General features: G+C 64.8%; 7 protein-coding genes. 2 read left to right on the top strand and 5 right to left on the bottom strand.

What is annotated here, in order from left to right; translation table 11 throughout:
• Window positions 1-191 precede the first annotated feature (191 nt).
• A complete protein-coding gene (locus B0G81_RS04155) occupies window positions 192-2375 on the top strand; it encodes a TonB-dependent siderophore receptor (RefSeq protein WP_134133627.1) in 2184 nt (727 codons plus the stop codon).
• Here B0G81_RS04155 and B0G81_RS04150 read toward each other — a convergent pair.
• A complete protein-coding gene (locus B0G81_RS04150; RefSeq protein ID WP_134133626.1) occupies window positions 2372-3310 on the bottom strand; it encodes a LysR family transcriptional regulator in 939 nt (312 codons plus the stop codon). The genes B0G81_RS04155 and B0G81_RS04150 overlap by 4 nt on opposite strands.
• Window positions 3311-3437: 127 nt before the next feature.
• Between B0G81_RS04150 and B0G81_RS04145 the strand changes: the two genes are divergently transcribed.
• The gene (locus B0G81_RS04145) at window positions 3438-5156 is read left to right on the top strand and encodes an MFS transporter (RefSeq protein WP_243856350.1); all 1719 of its coding nucleotides are present in this window, start codon (window positions 3438-3440) and stop codon (window positions 5154-5156) included.
• Window positions 5157-5227: 71 nt separating this feature from the next.
• On the opposite strand, the gene B0G81_RS04140 is transcribed toward B0G81_RS04145, so the two are convergent.
• From B0G81_RS04140 to B0G81_RS04125, 4 genes are all read right to left on the bottom strand, one after another.
• Window positions 5228-6070 carry a formyltransferase family protein gene (locus B0G81_RS04140; RefSeq protein ID WP_106278631.1) on the bottom strand — a complete coding sequence of 281 codons (843 nt, stop codon included), beginning with the start codon at window positions 6068-6070 and terminating at the stop codon, window positions 5228-5230.
• Between the two features lie 71 nt (window positions 6071-6141).
• Window positions 6142-7512: a lysine N(6)-hydroxylase/L-ornithine N(5)-oxygenase family protein gene (locus B0G81_RS04135; RefSeq protein ID WP_134133625.1), complete on the bottom strand. Its 1371-nt coding sequence runs from the start codon at window positions 7510-7512 to the stop codon at window positions 6142-6144.
• A gap of 115 nt (window positions 7513-7627) precedes the next feature.
• Window positions 7628-12652 carry a non-ribosomal peptide synthetase gene (locus B0G81_RS04130; RefSeq protein ID WP_134133624.1) on the bottom strand — a complete coding sequence of 1675 codons (5025 nt, stop codon included), beginning with the start codon at window positions 12650-12652 and terminating at the stop codon, window positions 7628-7630.
• A gap of 34 nt (window positions 12653-12686) precedes the next feature.
• Window positions 12687-22376 carry a non-ribosomal peptide synthetase gene (locus B0G81_RS04125; RefSeq protein WP_134133623.1) on the bottom strand — a complete coding sequence of 3230 codons (9690 nt, stop codon included), beginning with the start codon at window positions 22374-22376 and terminating at the stop codon, window positions 12687-12689.
• Between the last annotated feature and the right edge of the window lie 135 nt (window positions 22377-22511).

Here is a 22511-nt window from a genome sequence, read left to right as displayed (position 1 = left end):
GTCTTATGACAGATGTCTTATAGATGACTCAGAACTCGCAATAAATATATTGTTAATGCGAATCAGATGCATTACCATTTAAACGCACCTGCGTTCTTACATTTCGATTACTCCAACCACTCGCTGTCGCTGAGGCCGTTTCGCACTTTTCCAGGTGCGCGACAGGCGTCACTCTGTCCAATTCGAACAACATGCAGAAATTCTTTGTCGCCGGCAAACCGGCGTTTGTGCGCGGCCAACGCCGCACTCCCTCGCTGCTGAGCGCGGGGCTTCTCGCCAGCGTCGGTTTGACGCTTTCCACGCTATCGACGTCGGGCTGGGCGCAGGTCGCCGCCAGCGACGCTGGCGCGACGCTGCCGGCCGTGAGCGTCTCGGCGTCGAAAGACACTACCGTGGCGCAGGCCGACACAATCAGCGCGGGCGCGCTGGGTTCGCGCAAGCAGGTGGACACGCCGTTCTCGACCCACGTCGTGACGAGCGACGAAGCGCAGGACCTGTTCGCGACGACCGCCAATGATCTGTACAAGTACGATCCGGCGGTCTCGGTGACCAGCGAGAACGCAATCAGCGAAAACTCCATGTTCACCGTGCGCGGCATGCCGATCGACACGCTGAACAGCGTCAAGGTGGACGGCCAGAGTTTCCCTTCGTGGGACACCGACCTCTCGCTCGAACCGTTCGAGCAGGTCGAGTTGCTCAAGGGCCTGTCGGGCTTCATGTACGGCTTCGGCTCGCCGGGCGGCATCGTCAATTACGTGTTGAAGCGCCCCACCGACACGCCGTACCGCAGCATCTCGGTCGGCTACAAGTCGGCCGGCGTGTTCAGCGAGGCGGTGGATCTGGGCGGCCGCTTCGGTAATGACGACCGTTTCGGCTATCGCCTGAACCTCGCCAACGAAAACGGCAACACCGCCGAAGACCACGGCCACGTGCGCCGCCAGGTCGCGTCGCTCGCATTCGACTTCCGCATCACGCCGGATCTGACCTGGAGCGCCGACGCGTTCTACCAGAAGCGCAGAACCAACGGCACGCTGTTCGGCCTGATGTTCGGCGGCGACGCCGGCGGCATTCCCGACGCGAGCAAAGTCACCCACGCGCTCACGCAACCGCAGAACTACTACGAGACCGAGATGGCCTCGTTCGGCACGGGCCTGGATTACCGCATCTCCGAAAACTGGCATGCGAGCATCAAGTACCGCTTCGCCAAGGAGAACCGCACGAATTCGGATAGCCTGCTGTTCGTCACCGACCCTGCAGGCAACTACTCGAACACGCTCTACGCGGCCATGACGCGCTACTTCTATCAGAACGTCGACGGCATGGTGCAAGGCCATTTCAACACGGGCAGCATCAAGCACGACGTGGTGGTGGGCGCGGGCTTCCTGACGCAAACCAGTGAGTACAGCAACAGCACGGGTTGGAACGATGGCTACTTCCTCGGCAACGGCAATCTGTACGCCAGCACCTTGCTGACCAACGACGAGGTCAGCATCGGCTCGAACCTGTACCGTCAGCAGCGCACCACGCAAGCCGCCGTGTACGCGAGCGATACCGTGCAACTCACGTCGCGTCTGTCGGCGCTGGTCGGCGTGCGCTACACGCAATATCAGCAGCACGTGTACGACCCGAGCGGCGCGGTGTCGTCGCAGTATCAGGCGGATCCGGTCACGCCGACCTTCGCGCTGATGTTCAAGACCGATCCGTACTCGACGCTGTACGCGAGCTACGTGGAGTCGCTGGAACAAGGCGGGGCGGCTTCGAATACCAACCTCAACTACCCGGACACCTTCGGCCCGCTGCGCAGCAAGCAGTACGAAGTCGGCTTCAAGACTGATCACGCCAAGTGGGGCGCCAACCTCGCGCTGTTCCGCGTCGATCAGGGTTACAACTACACGAACGTCGACAATATCTTCGTGCAGGACGGCACCAAACGCTATCAAGGCCTCGACGCGAGCGGCTGGCTTGCGGTCACGAGCGAATGGCGCGTGCTGGGCGGCGTGATGTGGCTCGATACGAAGGCCATGGACGTGAACGACCCGACCGTGGAAGGCAAGCGCATCTACGGTGCGCCGCGCTTCACCGTGACGGGCCGCATCGAATACAACCCGTCGTATCTGCGTCCGCTGACGCTGGCGTTCGGCGGCAAGTACGTCGGCAACCAGGCCGTCGATGCGCAGAATACGCAATTCGTGCCGGCATACACCACGTTCGATCTGAGCGGCCGCTATGAGACGAAGATCGCGGGCAAGGACGTGACGTTCCGCGCGGGCATCAACAACCTGTTCAACCGCCGTTACTGGACGACGGCGTGGGGTTACTACGTGGCGCCGTCGCCGACGCGCACTGCCGTAGCCAGCGCAACGCTGCAGTTCTAAGCATCGCGTGAACGAGGGGCGCCCTTGGCGGGCGCCCCGATCATGGCGGGAATCTCCGCAACCAGCGCATCGATCGCACAGCGCGTTTTCAGCGGCAGATAGCGGCTTTTCGGCCACACCAGGTGAATCTCCTGAGCAGGCCGGAAACAATTTTCCATCACCGTCACCAGCTCGCCTGTTTTCTCATAACGGGCCAATAGCCAACTCGGCAGCCAAGCGAGGCCGAAGCCGGCGAGAGCGGCATCGACAATCCCTTTCATGTCGTCGAAACCGAGTTGCGGTTGAACCTGCGCGCGGCGGATTTGCCCATCGACGTCGACCACATCCCACGGCTGCGCCGATCCTGCTCGCAAGTAGGCGATCACCGCATGGCCGCGTAATTCCTCCACGTTGCGCGGCGTGCCATGACGCGCGAGATAAGCCGGCGCGGCGCCGATACTCGCATGCTGCATACCGAGCTTGCGTGCGGCGAGGCTCACGCTGTCGGCGAGCGGGCCCACGCGCACCACGAGATCGAAACCCTCTTCGATCACGTCGACGAAGCGGTCGGTAATCGAAATGTCGATCTTCAATTGCGGATGCTTGCGCGCAAGTCCGAGCAGCACGGGCGCCACGCAGTAGTGACCGAAAGCCTGCGGCACGCTCACGCGCAAACGGCCTTGGGGCTCGCGGCGCCCGGAGTCGAGATCGGCTTCGGCGGCTTCGAGTTCGGCCAGCGCGCGCACGCAGCGGTCGTAGTAAGCCTGGCCGTCCTCGGTGAGGCTCTGGCTGCGCGTCGTACGATTGAGCAGGCGCACGCCGAGCCGCTTGTCGAGCCGCACGATCACTTTGCCGACCGCCGAGCGCGTCAGGTTCATCCGCTCCGCCGCAAGCGCAAAACTGCCTGTTTCCACCACGCGCACGAACGTCGTCACACCGTCGAGGATGTCGCTCATCTGTTCGCCCTATTGGTTCCCATGGAGACGCATTTCCGGGATTTTTATGCGTCAATCGGGACCCGAATTCCCCCTATATTACACAGTCCATGGTGGGCGAGCCCATCGACTAACGAGGTGAATATCCATGTCACAAGACCCGATCGCGCCGCCACGGCGTGCAGAACGGCCCAGCCCGAATGCAGCAATTCGACGTCAACCGATCTCGCGCGAAGCACATCGTGCACGAAGCGTTGCGAGCGACGATATCCCACAACCCGCCGCTTTCCTCTCGCGCCGCAAAAACACTTTGGCGTTGGGCGCGGTATGCCTTGCGTCGCTAATGTTCGGCCTCGAAATCTCCAGCGTGCCGGTGATCCTGCCGACGCTCGAACGCGTGCTGCACGGCGACTTCAAAGGCATGCAGTGGATCATGAACGCCTACACGCTCGCGGTGACCACCGTGCTGATGGCGACCGGCACACTCGCGGACCGCTTCGGCCGCCGGTGCATCTTCGTGATCGGCATCGCGTTGTTCGGCATCACCTCGTTGATCTGCGGACTCGCGCAGAGCGTGCCGACGCTGATGGTCGCGCGCCTGCTGCAAGGCGCGAGCGGCGGCGCCATGCTGATCTGCCAGGTGGCCGTGCTATCGCATCAGTTCAACGCAGGCCCCGAACGCGCTCGCGCATTCAGCGCGTGGGGCATCATCTTCGGTATCGGACTCGGCTTTGGGCCGATCATCGGCGGGGGGATCGTGGCGTTGTCGAGTTGGCAATGGGTCTTCTGGGTGCACGCGCTACTCGCTGTCGTGACCTTGACGCTCGTTTTCAGCGGCGTGCAGGAATCGCGTGACCCACATGCGCATACGCTCGACGTTGCCGGCATCGTCACGTTGTCGCTGGCGGTGTTCGGGCTCGTGTATTTCATCACGCAGGTTCCGGCGCTTGGCTTCAGCAATCCGCGTGCGCTCTTCATCATCGCGGCGACGCTGGTCGCTTTCGTGGCTTTTCTGTTTGCCGAGAAACTCAATGCGCGGCCCATGTTCGACTTTTCCGTATTCAGGATTCCGCAGTTTTCCGGCGCACTGATGGGCTCGGCGGGCATGAATTTCAGCTTCTGGCCGTTCATGATCTATCTGCCGATCTACTTCCAGATCGGCCTCGGCTATGACAGCGTGAGCGCAGGACTCGCGTTGCTCGCCTATACGCTGCCGACGCTGCTGTTTCCGCCGCTTGGCGAACGTCTCGCACTGCGTTACGGCTCGGGCATCGCCATACCCGCCGGACTGTTTACGATCGGCCTCGGCTTCATGCTGATGCGTTACGGCAGCGGCGCCGCGCATGCCAACGCATGGACCCTGTTGCCGGGTTGCATGATCGCGGGCGCGGGCCTCGGTCTCACCAATACGCCCGTCACCAATACGACGACCGCTGCGGTTCCCGCGGAACGCGCCGGCATGGCGTCGGGCATCGATATGAGTGCGCGGATGATTACGCTCGCGATCAACATCGCGTTGATGGGCGCAATCCTGGTCGGCGGGATTCTCTTTAACCTGAAGACGCGATTGCCGACGACGCTCGACACCGCGCCGCTCGGCAGACTCGCCGAGAAGATTGCGGCGGGCGATGTCGAAGCGGTCAGAATGGGGATGCCCGCGTTGGCGCAAATCGACCCGTCGGGCAGCGTCGTGCATGCCGCGTTGATGCGGGGCTTCGGCTGGGTGATGGTCTACGGCGGAGTCGGCGTGTGGGTGCTTGCCGCGCTCAGTTTCGCGATTTCAGGCAGCGCATCGAGAAGACTAAAAAGCGAGAAGCCCGTGCTGGCGAAGCAGCAGCAACAACAAGCCCAATGCGACGCGTGTTAGTTAGCGCTTCGTCGACGGCGCCATGCGCAAGCAAATAAGTTTGGAGCGGCGCTTACACGCCGCCTCACCGCTCACGCCTCCACTTGCACCTTCTGGCCCGCCATCATCGCCAGCCCTTCATTCAAAGCCGGGAAAAGACTGCGGTTGAAATTGTTCCAGCGCAGTTCGAGGATCGTATCGTCCTTATCGATTTCGGTATTCAGCACGTCGTGAATCACCTCGCCGGAATCGATACCGTTGTCGACATAGTGAAACGATGCGCCGGTCAGATAGAGCGGTTCGACCGCCACGGTCTCCATCGTCTTCCAGTTGACGACCTTCTGGCCGCGCGCGCCGTAGAGCGCATCGAGCGTCGCATACGCGCCGCGCCGCTCGTACGGCGATTCGGCGCGCGTCACGCCCGGATGAATGTTTACGATCTTGCGATAGAACGGCGCGCCCGGCCGAACCAGTTCGTCGAGAATGATCAACAACCCGTCGAGCACGACGATATCGGCCTTCAACTCCACCAGCGTATCGAGCAGATGCTTTTCAAAAGCGCTCTTGCCTGCCGGTCGTCCGGGCGCATCGAGCGGCTCACGCCGGTACGTCGATGGAATGGCGAGCAGCAGATCGTTGACCGGCTTGCCCTGCACACGCAGATTCGGCGGATAGAACCAGCGCTTGCCCGGTTCGTAAGCGAAGCCGTATTCCTTCAGTTTCTCGCGATCCACGCTGGACCCGGCGTCATCGTCGTAAATGACTTTTTCGAGCGAGTACTGATCGCCTAGTTCGGTGTCGTTAAGTGCCTCGACGAGGGACTCCAGCACCGACTTCATGTAGCGCGTGCCGCTCTTGTACGCGACGTCTTGCCCGGCCTTGTCGGCGGCTGCGTTTCTCAGCGACCAGATATAAACGAGTTTTTTCTTCGGCATAGTGGTTTCCTATGTGTGAATCGTGGCACGCCAGGACCGGGGTTTTCTACGGCTGAAGCGGCCGTCTTTTATTAAAGAGCGAAGGCCATGCGGCCCACGTTCGTCGCGTTTTCTTGTGCCTGTTGTGTCCGGCCGGCCGACCGGTCCTGCGATGCGTGGTGCGCGAGCGACGCGGCGATTTCGTCGGAGCGCAGCGCGAGCACCGACAGCAGCGTGTCGGACAGCCCGTGACTGTCTTCGCAGCAGCCCTGCAGATAAACGCGTGGTTTGAAACTCGCCGGCGTGGCGAGCCGATAGTCGCGTTCGACGTTGCCTTGCGCAAGCGCATCGCCGAGATGCGGCGCGAGGCCATCCAGCAGCTCGAAATGCGTGTCGCGCCGGTAGCCCGTCGCGAGCACCAGCGCGTCGAACTGCTCGGCGCGCGCGTGGCCGCTCAGACGATCACGCAATGTGAGTTCGATCTGGCCGCCCGCCGTGCGCACCGCCGTTTCGATGCCGGTGTTCGCGAGCAGCCGGTGTCGCGGATCGGCGGACACGTTCTGCAGGTAAAGCATCTCGTAGATCTGCTCGATCAGCCGACGATCGACCACCGCGTAGTTGGTGTCGCGAAAGCGCTCGATCAACGAACGGCGGCCGTCGCGTGGCTGCGCGTAGACGATATCGGTAAAGGCCGGGCTGAAAATCTCGTTGACGAAAGGGCTGTCGTCGGCGGGTTTCAGCGCGCTCGAGCGGATGATGAGGCTCGCATCGACGTGCGGAAAGCGGCGCGTCAGGTCGACGAACACCTCGGCCGCGCTCTGTCCCGCGCCGATCACCGCCACGCGTTTTCGCGCGCCGTCCGCGGGTCCGACCGCGCGGTCGATGGACGTCAGGTACTGCGACGAATGCACAATGTTGTGCGTACCCAGCGCGGCAAAGGCTTCCGGCACCTGCGGACCGCCGCCGATGCCGACCGACAGCGCCCGTGTCACGCGCTGCCACTCGCGGCCTTCGCTGTCGCGCGAGAAAACCCGCAGCGCTTCGACGTCGTTCGTGTTGGCTGCACTCTTGACCGCTTCGATGCCGGTCACGGTCTGGCCGTAGTTCACGCGATCGTCGAACGACGCCGCGACCCAGCTCAGGTAATCGTGAAACTCCACACGCGTCGGATAGAAGTTCTTCAGATTGACGAAATCCGCCAGACGTCCACGCTCGAACAGATAATTGATGAACGTGAAGCGGCTTTTCGGATCGCGCATTGTCACAAGATCCTTCAGAAAGGAAATCTGCATCCGGCAATCATCGAGCAGCATGCCGCGATGCCAGCCGAATTCCGGCTGACGCTCGATGAAGCAATGCGCGAGGTCCGACACGCCGGCCTCTTCGGCGAGGCGCACGGCAAGCGCAAGATTCGACGGTCCGAAGCCGATTCCGATCAGATCAAATACGGTGTCTCTGTGCATGTCGCAGGTCCTTATCGGTGGAAGCCGGCGCGCCGCATGCGCGGGCCGGTGAAAAATCTTTCGTGATTGATGCGGTTTTTATTGACTGCGGTTTTTGCCGGCTTTCTTAGTGGCCTCATGCGTCGTCCCGTAACTCGACGACGCTTGATCCCCGCGCAACGAGCCGTGCCCCAAGCTGGGCGAAGGTCGGCGCGGCGAACACGTCGGCGATTTCCAGCACATGCCCGGCGGCCCGCGCGGCATCGACGAAGCGAACCACATCGAACGAACTCGCGCCCGCTTCGAACAGGTCGTCGTGATGCGCGGGCGTGTTGCCTTCGAAGAGACCGCTCCAGACGCGTTCGAGCGCCTGCGCGCGTTGCGATGCTTCGTCGTGAGAGGTCGCGCTCGCCTCCGTGCCGGCCGCAACGCTGGCGGACTCGAGCGCAAAGCGCGCGGCTGAAGCGCCCAGTTGCTCATGCGGCGCATCGACGAACTGTTGCACCACGTCCAGATAGTCGGCGGTCAGTATCTCGACGAAGCGGCCGTCCACCAGCTCGTTCGCGTACGAGAAGGCACCGGTCACGCGCCCGTCGGCATGCTCGACCACATCCAGTTCCAGTTCGAACACCACGCGGTGCCGCACGTCGTTGAAATCGTCGAGCGTAAGACCAGCCCAGTCCCGTTCAGATGTTCCCGCTGGGCGCAGGTAGTTGAACATCACCGAGAACAAAGGATTGGCCGCTTCGGTACGAGGAGCGCGCAACGCCGCGACCACGTCGGCAAACGGCGTGTCAGCGTGCGCATAAGCGGCGAGCGCGGCGTCACGGACTTCGGCGAGCAGCGTCGTGGGTGTGTCGGTTTTCGCGAGCCGCGTGCGCACGACGACCGCATTGATAAAGAGTCCGAGCGCGCGGCGCGCGGCCTCGCCGGTCAGTTCGCGCGTGGAGGCGAGAACGCCGACCGGTTGATCGGTGGCGCCCGTCGCGCGATAGAAGGCCACGTTCAGCGCGGCATGCAGCAGCATGGGCAAGGTGGCGTGGACTTCGAGCGCCATCGAGCGAGCGCGGCGCACGAGCGCCGGGCTGAATTCGAACGCGAGACGGCCGCAGCTCCAGGTGGGTGACACGGCACGGCCCGACGACGGCGACGGCAGCACGTGCGACGGCGCGTCGGCCAATGCATCGCGCCAGAACGACAAGCGCGCTCGCGGCGCGGCGACCGGCAAGACCAGCTCTCGATTCTCAGCCGTTCCCAACAACGAAGCTCTCGGCGACGCGCCGCGCACGATCGCGACATACGTGGCGCGCACGTCATCGAGCCATAGATCGATCGACTGACCGTCCGACACGATGTGATGCACGACCAGCGACAACACATGATCGTGCTCCGCGAGACGCAATAGGCGCACACGCCAGAGCGGCGCATTGTCGAGCAGATCGAATGGCGTGAGCGCGTCTTCGTCGGTGAGCGCGACAGCGGCGCTCTCGCGGGCCGTGTCCGACCGATCGCCAGATAGATCGACAACGCGCAGATCGAACGGCGCGGGCTCGGCCACACGTTGACCCGGCAACTGCCCATCGCGTTCAACCAGCCGCACACGCAACGCCGGATGCCGCGCGGCCGCTTGAGCAAACGCTTCGCGCAACGCATCTACATCGAGCGCGCCACGCAAACGCAGCGCAACAGGAATGTTGTACGCCGCGCTCTCCGGTTGCGAGCGCCACAGGAACCACAAGCTCAATTGCGCGGAAGAAAGCGGCAGAATGCCGTTCGCGTCCGCTATCGGTTGTGAATTCGAAGCGCCACTCGAAGCGTCATTGCCCGCATCGGCCAGCGCTTCGCTGCGTGCCGAAGCCAGCACCCGTTGCGCGTATTGCGCAAGCGTCGGTGCTTCGAAAAGCGTACGCACCGGCACATCACGCGCGAGCCGCTCGGCCACGCGCGTCGCCACACGGACCGCGGCCAGCGAATGCCCGCCGAGTTCGAAGAAATGATCGGCGCGGCCGACGCGCTCCACGCCCAGCACTTCGCGGAAAATCTGCGCAAGCGCGCTTTCGAGTCCCGCCGCAGGCGCCTGGTAGGCCCGCGCGACTCGCTGCGGCTCGGGCAATGCCGCGCGGTCCACCTTGCTGTTGGCATTGCGCGGCAACGCGTCGAGCACGACGATATGCGCGGGCACCATGTAATCCGGCAACGTGTGACGCAGATGCGCGTCGAGCTCCGCCGCATCCGCGCGCGTGCTGCGCTCACGCGCCTCGGCGCTCAATTCCACATACGCCACCAGCGCCGCTTGCGCGCCCTTGCCATGCACGATCGCCACGGCTTCACGCACATCGTCGTGCGCGGCGAGTTGCGCTTCGATCTCACCGAGTTCGATCCGCAAGCCGCGCAGCTTCACCTGATGATCGACGCGGCCGATAAAGTCGAACACGCCGTCCGCGCGCCGCTTGACGAGGTCGCCCGTACGATAGAGCCGAGCGCCCGGTGGACCGAACGGATCCGGCACGAAGCGCTCGGCCGTGAGCGCCGGCCGATCGAGATAGCCGCGCGCGACACCCACGCCCTCGCCGCCCAGATACAACTCGCCGATCACGCCGACCGGCAGCGGATTCAAGCGTGAATCGAGCACGTGCGCCGAGCGCGCGCCGACCAGCGTGCCGATCGGCAAATAGGCGCTGTCCGCGAGCTTCGCGGTGTCGTCGGTCGGATAGAACATCCACAGCATCGGCGTGATGACGGTTTCGGTCGGCCCGTATCCGTTGACGATGCGCGCGTTTGGAAACGCCCGGCGCATCAGCGCGAACGCTTCACGCGAGGTGGCTTCACCGCCCACCGTCAGCGAACGCAAGCTGGGCGGCGCACCGTGCGCGAGCGCCCATTCAGCGAGTTGGGTTGCGCAACCGGGCGGCACGTAGGTCATGGTCACGCCTTCGCGCGCCATCATCCGGCAGGTTTGCGCGGGCGGCCACAATGTGTCCGCGGTGACGGCCACGGCCGCGCCGGACATGTATTGCGAGAACCAGCCTTCATGCGCGCCGTCGAAATTGACCGACTGGAACAGCAGGAACACGTCACGCTCGCCCGCGCCATAGCGCTCGGCGATCGCCGCGCAATGCAGCGCGAACGAACCGTGATCGACCACCACGCCCTTCGGCTTGCCTGTCGAGCCGGACGTATAAATCACATACGCCGCCTGATGCGGCGACACGCGCGGCAACTCGACGTCCGCTGCCGATGGCTCGTCAGCATGCGCTTCCTCGTCGATCAGCCACAATCGCAAACGGTCCGACGCCGGCAACGCGGCGAGACTCCGGCGTTCCGTGATGACGTGCGTGATCTGCGCGTCGTCGAGAATCTGTGCAAGACGCTCACGCGGATGGCTCGGATCGAGCGGAACGAACGCGCCGCCCGACTTCAGCGCCGCGATCAGACCGACCAGCAGATCCACCGAGCGGCTCAACGCGACGCCGACCCGCATCTCCGCACTCACGCCTGCCGCGACGAGGCGTTGCGCCAAACGCGCGGCTCGCACATCCACCTCGCCGCGCGTGAGCGAGCGGTTCATATCCGCAACGCCGCGTGCATCCGGCCGCGCTCTGGCGTGGTCGGCCACGCGCTGATGCACCGGTCTGAATGCTGTTTCAGAAGGGATGGCGGTGCTATTCCATGCGTCGAGTTGTGCACGTTCCGCTTCCGGCAGCCATTGCAGATCGCCGACCGCGGTGGCGGATGCCGCCGTCGCATTCGACAGCAACTCGATGAATCGCGCGGCGAGGCGCTCAATGGCATCGGCGTCGAACAGATCGAGCGCGTAAATAAAGTACGCATCGATCGAACCGTCGTTCCGTTCCTCGAAGCTCAGCGTCAAATCGAACTTGGCGAACGGCGCACCGGAAGGCAACTCCGTCATGCGCACTTCCGCGAGCGACGGCAAACGGCGCCGCGCGCCATATGCGGCCATCACCTGAAACAGCGGATGATGACTCGCGCTGCGCACCACGCCGAGCGCTTCGACCACCTGTTCGAACGGCACGTCCTGATGCGATTGGGCGTCGATCAGCGTTTGCTGCGTCGCGCCGACCAACGCGGCGAATGGCTGCGTCGCGGGAACCGGCGTGGCAAGCGTCAGCGTGTTCACGAAGAAGCCGACGAGACCGGCCACTTCGCCGCGCTCGCGATTGGCCGCGGGCACGCCGATCTGAATCTGCGTTTCGCCCGACGAGCGCGCGAGCAACGCACTCAACGCCGCCAGCAGTACGGCGAACGGCGTCGCGCGCTGCGCATTGGCCAATGTCTTCACTTGCTGCACGAGCGCGACATCGAGGACGAAACGATGCCGTGCGCCACGCGCGCTGCGCTGCGCCGGACGCGGCGCGGCGCCCGGCAACATCAGCACGTCGCGATTCGCATCCAGCCGCTCGCGCCAGAACGACAACTGGCGTTCGCGTTCGCCCGCGTCCAGCCAACGGCGCTGCCACAACGCGAAGTCGGCGTACTGGATCGGCAACGGCGCGAGCGACACCGCTTCGCTCTTCGCATACGCGCGATAGAACGATGCCAGCTCCGCCAGTATCACATCCGAAGACCAGCCGTCGGAGACGATGTGATGCGTCGTCAACGCGAGCCAATGCGTGTTCGCATCGAGGCGAATCAGATGCGCGCGCATCAGCGGGCCGAGCGATAGATCGAAGGACTTGGCTTCATCGGTCCGTGCGATGTCGGCGGCACGCGCCTCGCGCTGATCCGCGGGCCACGCGCTCACATCGCTGGCGTGCCATGGGCAGCGCGAGGGCGCGTGCACTGTCTGCAACACGCCGTCGCCGCTTTCGGCGAAAGTCGTACGTAGCGCTTCGTGGCGGGCGATCAACGCATCGCACGAAAGACGCAGCGCGTTGGCGTCGAGCGCGCCGTCGAGCCGCAGCCGCTCGGTGATGTGATACGCGGCCGGTTCGTCGATCATCCGCGCATGCAGCCACAGACGCGTTTGCGCGAACGAAGCCGGCACGCTCGCGGTGCGCTCGGCGCGCGGCGGAATCGGCAGCACGCGAAAGTCGATACCGGCGGCGTCGAGCTTCGTGAGAAAGGCCTTGCGCTGCGCATCCGGCAACAGCGCGAAGCGTGACGCGAGGGACAGTAGATCCGGTTTGGCAGTGGTCATGCTAAGTGGTCTCAGTACGGGCCGACGTGTTGGCTCATTGCAGTTCGAATTCGTCGAGGAGCGCATCGATCGCGCTCGCGGTATCGCCTGCGCCGTGCGCGTCGCGCTCGGCGAGCGCGCGGTCGATCGCGGCGGCGCAACGCTGCAACGTGCGTTCGTCGAACAGGGTGCGTAGCGGCAGAATCAGCGTCCAGTGCAGATTCGCCTGCGCGTTGGCTTGCGTCGCGAGCAGCGAGTGGCCGCCCAGCGCGAAGAAGTCGTCATCGCGGCCAATCGTGTCGACGCGCAGCACGCGCTTCCAGATCTCGGCGAGTTCACGTTCCGTCTCCGTGGCGGCCGCGCAGACGGCGCTTTCTGAGGCGGTCCCGCGCACAGGAGCCGGCAATGCGTGACGGTCGCATTTGCCGTTTGGCGTGACCGGCAGCGCATCCATCGCGATCAGATACGAAGGCACCATGTACGACGGCAGTTGCGCACGCAAATCGTCGAGCAGCGCCTGCGTATCGAGTGCGTTGTCCGCACCGCACGCCACGTAGCCGATCAGTTGCTCGTCGCGCACGATCACCACCGCGTCGTGCACGCCCGGCGCCGCACGCAGCAACGCTTCGATTTCACCGGGCTCGATCCGTTGACCACGCAATTTCACCTGCGTATCCATGCGGCCGAGATAGTCGAGCGCGCCGTCCGCGCGGCGACGCGCCAGGTCGCCGGTTCGATAGAGCCGCGCGCCGTGCGAGAACGGATCGGGCACGAAGCGCTCCGCCGTCAGTGCGGCGCGGCCGAGGTAGCCGCGCGCCAGCCCCACGCCGCCCAGGTACAGTTCGCCGATCGCGCCTTGCGGCAGCGGTTGCAACGCCGCGTCGAGCACGTGCAATTGCAGGTTGGCAATCGGATGACCGATCGGCACGGACGCCGCGTCGGCATCGCGCGCATCGCACGTCCAATGCGAAACGTCGATGGCGGCCTCCGTCGGGCCGTAGAGGTTATAGAGCCGCGCGTGCGGCAATTGTTTGGTGACCCGCGCCACCAGTTCCGGCGCGAGCGCTTCGCCGCTGGCGACGATTCGCTCGATGCTCGCGCAGCGCGCCGCCGCATGAAAGTCTTCCAGATGAGCGACGAAGGCCGCGAGCATCGACGGCACAAAATGCAGCGTAGTAACGCGATGTGTTTCGATGGCCGCGACGAGGCGCGCCGGATCGCGATGGTCGCCCGGCGCCGCGATGGCGAGCTTCGCGCCGATGGCGAGCGGCCACACGAACTCCCATACCGACACGTCGAAACCGAACGGCGTCTTGTGCAACACGACGTCGTTTGCGTCGAGGCGATACGCGTCCTGCATCCATGCAATGCGGTTCGCCAGCGCGCGATGCGTATTGCCCGCGCCCTTGGGCTTGCCTGTGGAACCGGACGTGTAGATCAGGTAGGCAAGTTGATCGAGCGCGACTGGCACGGGAGCGCTGAGCGTGAAGTCGGCGCCGCGCAGTGCATCGACGGTGAGGATCTTCACGCCGTTATCGCCAATCGCTACCATGACACCATCCAGCAGATGCGGCTGCGTCAGCACGACAGCGGGCATCGCGTCGTCGAGCAGATAGGCGATGCGGTCCGCCGGATAGTCGGGATCGATTGGCAGATACGCGGCGCCCGCTTTGAGCACGCCGATCAGCGCCACGACCATCTCGAACGAACGCTCGACGCACAGCGCCACCGCCGTGTCCGCACGCACGCCGGCTTCGACGAGCGAGGCGGCGACGCGATCGGCGCTCGCATCGAGTTCGCCGTAGGTCATCTGCTGCGTGCGCCCTTGCGCGTCGACATATTCAAGCGCAATCGCGTCGGCCAGCGCCAATGCCTTCTGTTCGAACTGGCGATGCAGCGCCTGCTGTTGTGTGTCCGGCCACACTTGCGCGGTCGAGTTGAAACGCGCCAGCGCGGCCAGATCGTCGGCGGTGGAAATCGAAATCGTGCCGAGCGGCGCGTCCGGATTGGCGATCAGGCCCGCAAAGCACGCGGCGAATGCGCGATGCAACGCGGCAACACGCGTTTCGTCGAGTAGCGCGGCGTCATAACCGTAGTCGATCGTGAGCGTCGCGCCCGCTTCGATCACCAGCGTGAGCGCGAAGTCGGTCGCTTCGATATTGCGCAAGTCACGCAGTTTGAGCGCGCGCTCGTCGCGTCCTTGCCATGCTTCATCCACGGGATAGTTTTCAAACACCACCAACGTGTCGAACAGCGCGCCGCCACCCTGTCCCGCCCATTGCTGGATTTCATAGAGCGGCGTATGCGCATGCTCCGCGGCTGCGGCGTTGTCGCGCTGCAAATCGTGCAGCCACGCCGATGCCCGGCGTTGCGGCAACGGTGCCGTAATCACCGGCAGCGTGTTGATGAAAAGCCCCAGCACGGTATCGACGTCCGGCAACGCATCTGGACGACCGGCGACGGTCGCGCCGAACGCGACGGCCGTGTGATGCGTCATCCGTTGCAGCGCGAGTGCCCACGCGCCCTGCACCATCGTGTTGACCGTGACCTTCAGACGGCGCGCGGTTTCGGTGAGGCGCGCCGCAGTCGCAGCGTCGATCGTTTCCCGCCGCGTGAGATGCTGCGGTTCGCCGCCGCTCGCGGACTCGCGCCCGGCAACCCGCGTCGGTTCGTCGAGCAACGCGAGACGCTGCAGCCAGAACGCGCGCTCGCTGTCGGCGTCGCGTGCGGCCAGCCACGCGATGAAGTCGCGATAGCGCGTTTTCGCGGGCGCCGCGAACGGTTGCGGACGCGGCGGCTCGATATAGTCGCGCAGCACGTCGGCGAAGAAACGCGCCGTACTCCAGCCGTCGAGCAGCAAATGGTGACGTGTCCAGACGAGACGCCAGGCGTCGTCCGTCACGCGGATCAGCGCGACGCGCATCAACGGCGGCGACGTCAGATCGAAACCGCGCGCACGGTCGGCGCTGAGCCAGCTTTCGAATGCATCATGCGCTTGCGCACCGCGCTCGCGCCAATCGAGAACCTCCACCGGCATACGCGCCTGCCGATGCACGATCTGCATCGGTGTCGCTTCGTCCGGCGTGAAGCTGGTGCGCAGAATGTCGTGGCGCGGCACGGCGGCTTCGAATGCAGTGCGCAGACGCACCACGTCCGGCTCGATCAAGGTCGCGACCAGTTGGTTCACATAGGTGGATTGCTCGGGCGCGAACAGCGAGTGGAACAGAATGCCGTGCTGCATCGGCGAAAGCGGATAGATATCGTCGACGCTGCGCAAGTCGAGCGGCACGCGCTCCAGCGCGGCCTGCGTCAAGCCGCCCGCGCGTGCGAGCGGATAGTCGCCGGGCGTTGCGCCGCCGCCGCGTTGCGCGAGACGCGCCGCGCATGCCGCTGTCAATGCCGCGAGCGCGCTTTCAAAGCGCTGCGCGATGGCTTCCACGGTAGCGCGCTCGAATTGCGTTGCACCGTAGATCCAATGGATTTTGAGCGTGCGCGTGGCGTCGCCGTCGATATACGCGTGAATCGCCAACGCGTTGCCGATCGATCCCGCCGGATCGCGTTCGCGGCCCGCGCCGCCGAAACGCGGCACGAGCGCCGCTTCGCGCGGCGCGTCGAACTGGCCGAGATAGTTGAAGGTCACATGCGGACGCGGCACGGCGGCAAGGGTCGCGCGCGCGGAAGGGTCGCCGTAGTGGCGCAGCACGCCGAAACCGAGACCCTTGTTCGGCACCGCGCGCAGCGTGTCCTTGACCGCGCCGAGCGTGGCCGCCGGCGTGCTTTCAAGCGTGAACTGCACCGGATAGTGACTCGTGAGCCAGCCGGGAGTGCGGCTGACATCGACATCGTCGAACAACGCCTCGCGGCCGTGGCCTTCGAGTTCGATACGGCACACGGGCATGTCGAGCGACTGCGCCAGCGCGGCGATCAGCAACTCGATCATCTGCGTGCGATATGCGGCATTCGCTTCCGTCAATGCGGCGCGCGTCAGATCGGCGTTGATGGTCTGGATCACGGATTGTGCGTCGGCGTTGGTCGCCCTCGCTTGCGGACGGTCGAGCGGCAGATCGTCGTAGGGCGCGGCGAGCGCGGCCCAATACGGCAGTTCGGCGGCAAACGGCGAGTTGGTGATGTCGAGCGTTGCACGTACGAGCCGTGCCGCCCATTCCTGCGCACTGGTCCCCGTCGACGCGAGACGCACGCTGCGACGCTCGCAAGCGGCGCGATAGGCGGCATCCAGGTCGTCGAGCAACACACGCCACGTCACGCCGTCCACGATGATGTGGTGGATCGCCAGAAAGAGCTTCGTGGTGCCGTCTGGCAGCAGCGCGGCCAGCGCGCAGACGAGCGGACCATGCGTCAGATCGAGCGTGCTTTGCAAGGCGTCGAATTGGGCTAGCGCGTCGGCTTCGTCGCATGCGGAACTCGCGGCAAGCGGCAGTGTTTCGAATGCGCGCTCGGCCAGTTCGAGACGCCATTCGCCTTGCGCGCCGACAGGCGTGAAACGCTGACGGAAAATCTCATGATGCGTCAGCAGCGTTTCGAATGCCCGCGCAAAAGCGTCGAAGTCGAACGGTGCCTGCGTGTCGAGTTCGATGGACTGATTCCAGTGACCACGCCGCGGAATATCCAGCGCGAAGAAACGCAGTTGCGCGGGCGTGAGCGGTGCGGAGAGCTCGCCTTTGGCGGGTGCAGCCTGTGACTTCGACACACCCGGCGCAGCCTGTGCGGTGATATCGACTGTCGTTGCGACACGTGCGAGTTGCGCTAACGTTGGCGCATCGAACAGTTGTTTCGGTGTGAAGCGCACACCGCGCTTGCGCGAACGGGCGATCACCTGCAACACCAGAATTGAATCGCCGCCCAACTCGAAGAAGTTGTCGTCGCGGCCCACGCGCTCGGCTTTGAGCACGTCCTTCCACACTGCGGCGAGCGCTTCTTCCGTTGCGTTTTGCGGCGCATCGCCCGCGGCCACCAACGGCGCCGGTGAAGCCGCCAAGACCCGCAATGCCGCACGATCCACCTTGCCGTTCGCGGTCACCGGCAGCGCGGCGACATGTTGCAACACGGCCGGCACCATGTAGTCCGGCAAGCGCGCGCTCAACGCCGCGCGCAATGCGGCTTCGTCGAAGCGGGCACCACTCGTCAAGGCGACGAATGATGCCAGACGCAAGCGCCCCTCATGCTCCACGGCAAGCGTTTCAGCCTGAGCGATGCCGTCGAGCGCGCGTAGTGCCGCACTGACTTCGCCAGGCTCGACGCGGTAGCCGCGAATCTTGACCTGATCGTCGAGGCGGCCCATAAAATCCAGCCGGCGATCGGCGCGCAACCTCACGCGATCACCCGTTCGATAGAGACGCTCGCCCGGCGCGAACGGATTCGGCACGAAACGCTCAGCGGTCGCCGCGGCGCGATTCAGATAACCACGCGCCAAACCCGGTCCGCCGAGATACAACTCGCCGATCGCGCCCGGCGGTACGCTCGCGCCGTGGCTGTCGAGTACGCAAGCGTATGCGTTCGGCAGCGGCAGACCAAGCGGCACCGCTTGTGCGTTGCGCGCGCTCAACGCGTGCAATGCGGCTTGCGCGGGCGCGGATGTGTCGCACGTCAATGCGCCTACCGTTGCTTCGGTCGGGCCATAGTGATTGATCACGCGGCATGCAGGCTTCAGTTCCGCGATCCGCTCGACCAGCGACCACGGCAGCGTTTCGCCGCCCGTCACCAGCGCATGCGCGGGCAGCACGTCGGCCGGATGCTGCGCGTCGAGCAGCGCATGCAGGTGGCTCGGCACGATCTTCAGAATGCCGACATCGCGCATGCGCATTTCGTGGGCGAATCGATCGGGATCGAATGCGCATTGCGCGGGCAATAGATGCAGCGTGCGGCCCGAACAGAGCGCGCCGAATAGCGTCGTGTGGCCGAGGTCGGCGGCGACGGTGGAGACCATTGCCATGGAAGCGTCGGCGGCGAATGCGAGTTCGTCGAGCATGCCCTCGACGTAGTCGGCCAGTGCGCCATGCGAGATGACGACGCCTTTCGGCGTGCCGGTCGAGCCGGAGGTGAAGATCAGGTAGGCAGCCTGGTTCGCTAGCGGTGACGTGTGCGCGATCGTGTCGTCCACACTTGCTGGCGATGAAGCTTGTGTGAGCGTATCGAAGTCGAGCGCGGTCGCTGCGCCCGCCGGCGTCTCAGCTTGCGTTTGAGCGGCCGTCAGAATCCATCGCGCGCCACACGCTTCGACGGAAGCAGTCAGACGCTCACGCGGCGCGGCAGGATCGAGCGGCACGAAGTACGCACCTGACTTCATCACACCGATCAGCGCAACCGCAAAGCGGACCGACCGCTCGATACAGACGGCCACCGGCTGCTCCACGCCGACCCCACGTTGCCGCAGAGCAGATGCGATACGGTCGGACGCAGCATCGACTTCGGCGTACGTGAGTTGCGTCTCGGCATCCGCGAGCGCCGCACGACCCGGCGTTTCACGTGCATGCCGCGCGAATAACGCAATCACGTTATCAGCCGCCGGCTGGAATTCACGACCACGCCGCGCGGCGCGATAGTCAGCGCCGTCGGCGCAATCCAGTTCGGCAATCGCGCGCTGCGGATCACGCACGGCATCGGCGACGAGCGCGGCATAGCTGTGCAGCCACGCGCGGGCGGTCGCTTCCTCGATACCGTCGAGCGCATAGGCGACGACCAGTTCGATGCCGCGCGGATCGTCGGTGAAATCGAGCGCGTAGTCGAAGCGGGCGGCGAGATCCAGACCCGGCGACATGCGCACGGAAGCGCCCGGCAATTCAGCCGACAGTTCCAGATCGAACTGCTGCGCGAACTTCACCGTGAGCCACGCGTCGCCGCGCCGCACCGGCGGCTTGACGGCGTCGAGCACCTGATCGAACGGCACATCCTGATGCGCGAACGCGTCGAACGCGGAACGGCGCACGCTGTCGAGCAGCGCGGCGAACGATCGATCCGGCGCGACACGCGCGCGCAGCGCAAGCGTGTTGAGGAAAAGACCCACCAACGGCGCGGTCTCCGCGCGTTGCCGATGCGCGATCGGCGCGGCCACGACTATGTCGGTCGTGCCGGTCAATCGGTAAAGCCAGGCGTCGAAGGCGGCGAGCAGCACAGTGAACGGCGATGCCTGCGCGCGTCGCGCCGTTTCGCGCACGGCCTCGGAAAGCGCGACGGGCAAACGCAGCGCGACACGGCCACCGCGATAGTCGTGTTCCGGCGAGCGTGGGCGGTCGAGCGGCAAGGCTAGCGCTTCGGGTGCATCGCGCAATGCGTCGCGCCAGTACGCTAGTTGCCGTTCGCCTTCGCCGGCTGCGAGCCAGGCGCGTTGCCATAGCGCGTAGTCGGCGTATTGGACAGACAACGCGGGCAATTGCGGCTCGCTTCCCGTTGCGAACGCCGCGTAGGCGGCTCGCAGTTCGTCGAAAGCGCAGCGTGAACTCCAGCCGTCGCTGATCGAATGATGCGTGGTCAGCAGGAAACGCTGCGTGTTGTCGGTGAGCGTGACGAGCGCGGCCCGCACGAGTGGACCTTTAGACAGATCGAAAGCCGCGCCGACTTGCTGTTCGGTCAACTCCACCAATCGCGACGTGCGTTCGGCCTCGCCGCAAACGCGCAAATCGATTTGCGCGACCTGCACCGGCAAGCGTGCATGAATGCGCTGTACGACGATACCGTCGTCGGACTCGACCAGCGTGGTTCGCCACGCCTGATGACGCGCGATCAGACAATCGAGCGAGCGCTGCAGCGTGCCGATCTCCAGCGCACCCTGCACGTCCCATTGCACGGCGACGTGATATGCCGCGCCGGCGTCCTGCGTTTGCGCGAGCACCCAGAAGCGCTGCTGCGCGAACGAGGCGGCGCGGTCGACGACCGGCGCGTCGTTGGTCTGCACCACGGTGATGGCGTGCGAACCCACCGACGTTTCGGTCTCGCTGTCGTCGATCAAACGCGCCAGCGCTTCGAGCGATTGATCGTCGAACAATGCGTCGAGCCGCAGATTCACGCGCCATTCGATACGGATCGCCGCCTGCAATTGCATCGCCGCGAGCGAATCGCCGCCGCGTGCGAAGAAGCGGTCGCCGCAACCGATCGGCGCCGGATCGCTCAGCAAGGTTTGCCAAAGCGCGGCGAGCCGCGCTTCCGTGGCGGTTCGAGGCGCGACGTGATTCACATCGACAACCGCCGGCATCGTGGCAATGAAGTCACGCAATGCGGCGCGATCGAGTTTGCCGTTCAATGTGTACGGCAGGCGCTCGAAGCGCACCAAACGATGCGGCATCCACGCCTGCGGCAGATGCGCGGCGAGATGCGCTTGCAGCGCGGCATCGTCGAGTTCGTCTTGCAGCACGACGCAGGCGATCAGTTGCGTTCGGCCGCCAGCCGTCTCGGCGAGCACTCCAGCATCGGCCACTGCCGGATGCGTCAGCAGACAAGCCGCGATCTCGCCCGGTTCGACGCGCACGCCGCGCACCTGAACCTGATCGTCGATGCGGCCGAGATAGTCGAACGAGCCGTCCATGCGTTCACGGGCGAGGTCACCGGTGCGGTAGATGCGCGCGCCCGGTTCGCCGCTCGGGTCCGGCAGAAAACGTTCAGCCGTGAGCGCCGCGCGACCGTGGTAGCCGCGCGCGAGACACACGCCGCCCAGCAACAACTCACCGCTTTCACCCTGTTGCGTCGCGCCGTCGATGCGCGCCACGCGCCGCCCGATCGGCCGACCGATCGGCAGCGACGCAAAGCCATTGCCATCTTCGAGTGCCGGTGTCATGCCAGGATCGACGGGCCACAGCATCGGCGAAATCACCGCCTCAGTCGGCCCGTAGCCGTTGACCAGACGCACCGCAGGGAACACGCGGCGTATCTCGTCGAAACTGTCTTGTGACATTGCCTCGCCACCGAACAGCAGCGTGCGCAGCGAAGGCGGCACGCCGAGGCGTTCGCAAACGTTCGCGAACTCGCGCACATAAGCGGGCGGCAGCGTCGTATTGGTGATGCCTTCGCGCAGCATGAACGCATGCGTGGTTTCCGGCGCGAACGGCGGCGGGTCGCTGATCACCACGCTGCCGCCGACGGCTAGCGGTACTAACCATGCCTCGATTGACACGTCGAAATTGACCGATGCGAAATGCAGCACGCGGTCATTTGCACCGATCGGCAACGAGTCGGCCAGCGCTTCGCCGTGCGCGGCGAGCGGTCCGTGCTCGACAGCCACGGCTTTCGGCGTGCCCGTCGAACCCGATGTATAGATCATGTAGGCCGCCGCGCGCGGATGCACTGGCGTGTTTTCTTCATCGCCATCGAAACGCGGTGCTGCCGCATCTGTCGCAGCAGCGCTTGCGACGTCGAAACATTGCGCGAAACGCGCGCGCATCGCCGCGTCGGCGGAACCGTCGACGATACCGTGCATGAGCCCCGCATCCCGCGCGACCCAATCGAGGCGTGCCGCCGGATGACGCGGATCGAGCGCGACGAATACGCCGCCCGCCTTCAATACAGCGAGCAACGCGACGAACAGATCGCACGACCGCGCGACGCAAACACCCACGCGCACTTCAGTCGTCACACCCGCCGCGCGCAGTTGCGCGGCAAGGCGCGCCGCGCGGTTATCCAGTTCGCCACGCGTCAGCCGCACGGTATGCGGCGTAAAGGACGCCAGCGCGGGCGCATCGGGATCAATGCGCGCCAGCGCGCAGATCTGGTGGTGCAACGCAATCGGGAAGCTCGTCATGGGCATGAAATCCGTTAGAACTGACCGTATAGGCCAAGTCGCAGGCCGCAATGGGCCGCTTCATTGGTGTGACGATCCGCAATCGCAAATCTTTACCGCCTGTGCCGTTTTTATTTGGACTGCATCTTTTTGATG

It is taken from the genome of Paraburkholderia sp. BL6665CI2N2 (genome assembly GCF_004366535.1).
Taxonomy (GTDB): Bacteria; Pseudomonadota; Gammaproteobacteria; order Burkholderiales; family Burkholderiaceae; genus Paraburkholderia.
Note: the sequence above shows the minus strand (reverse complement) of the source record. Positions and strands in the feature narration are given on the sequence as shown.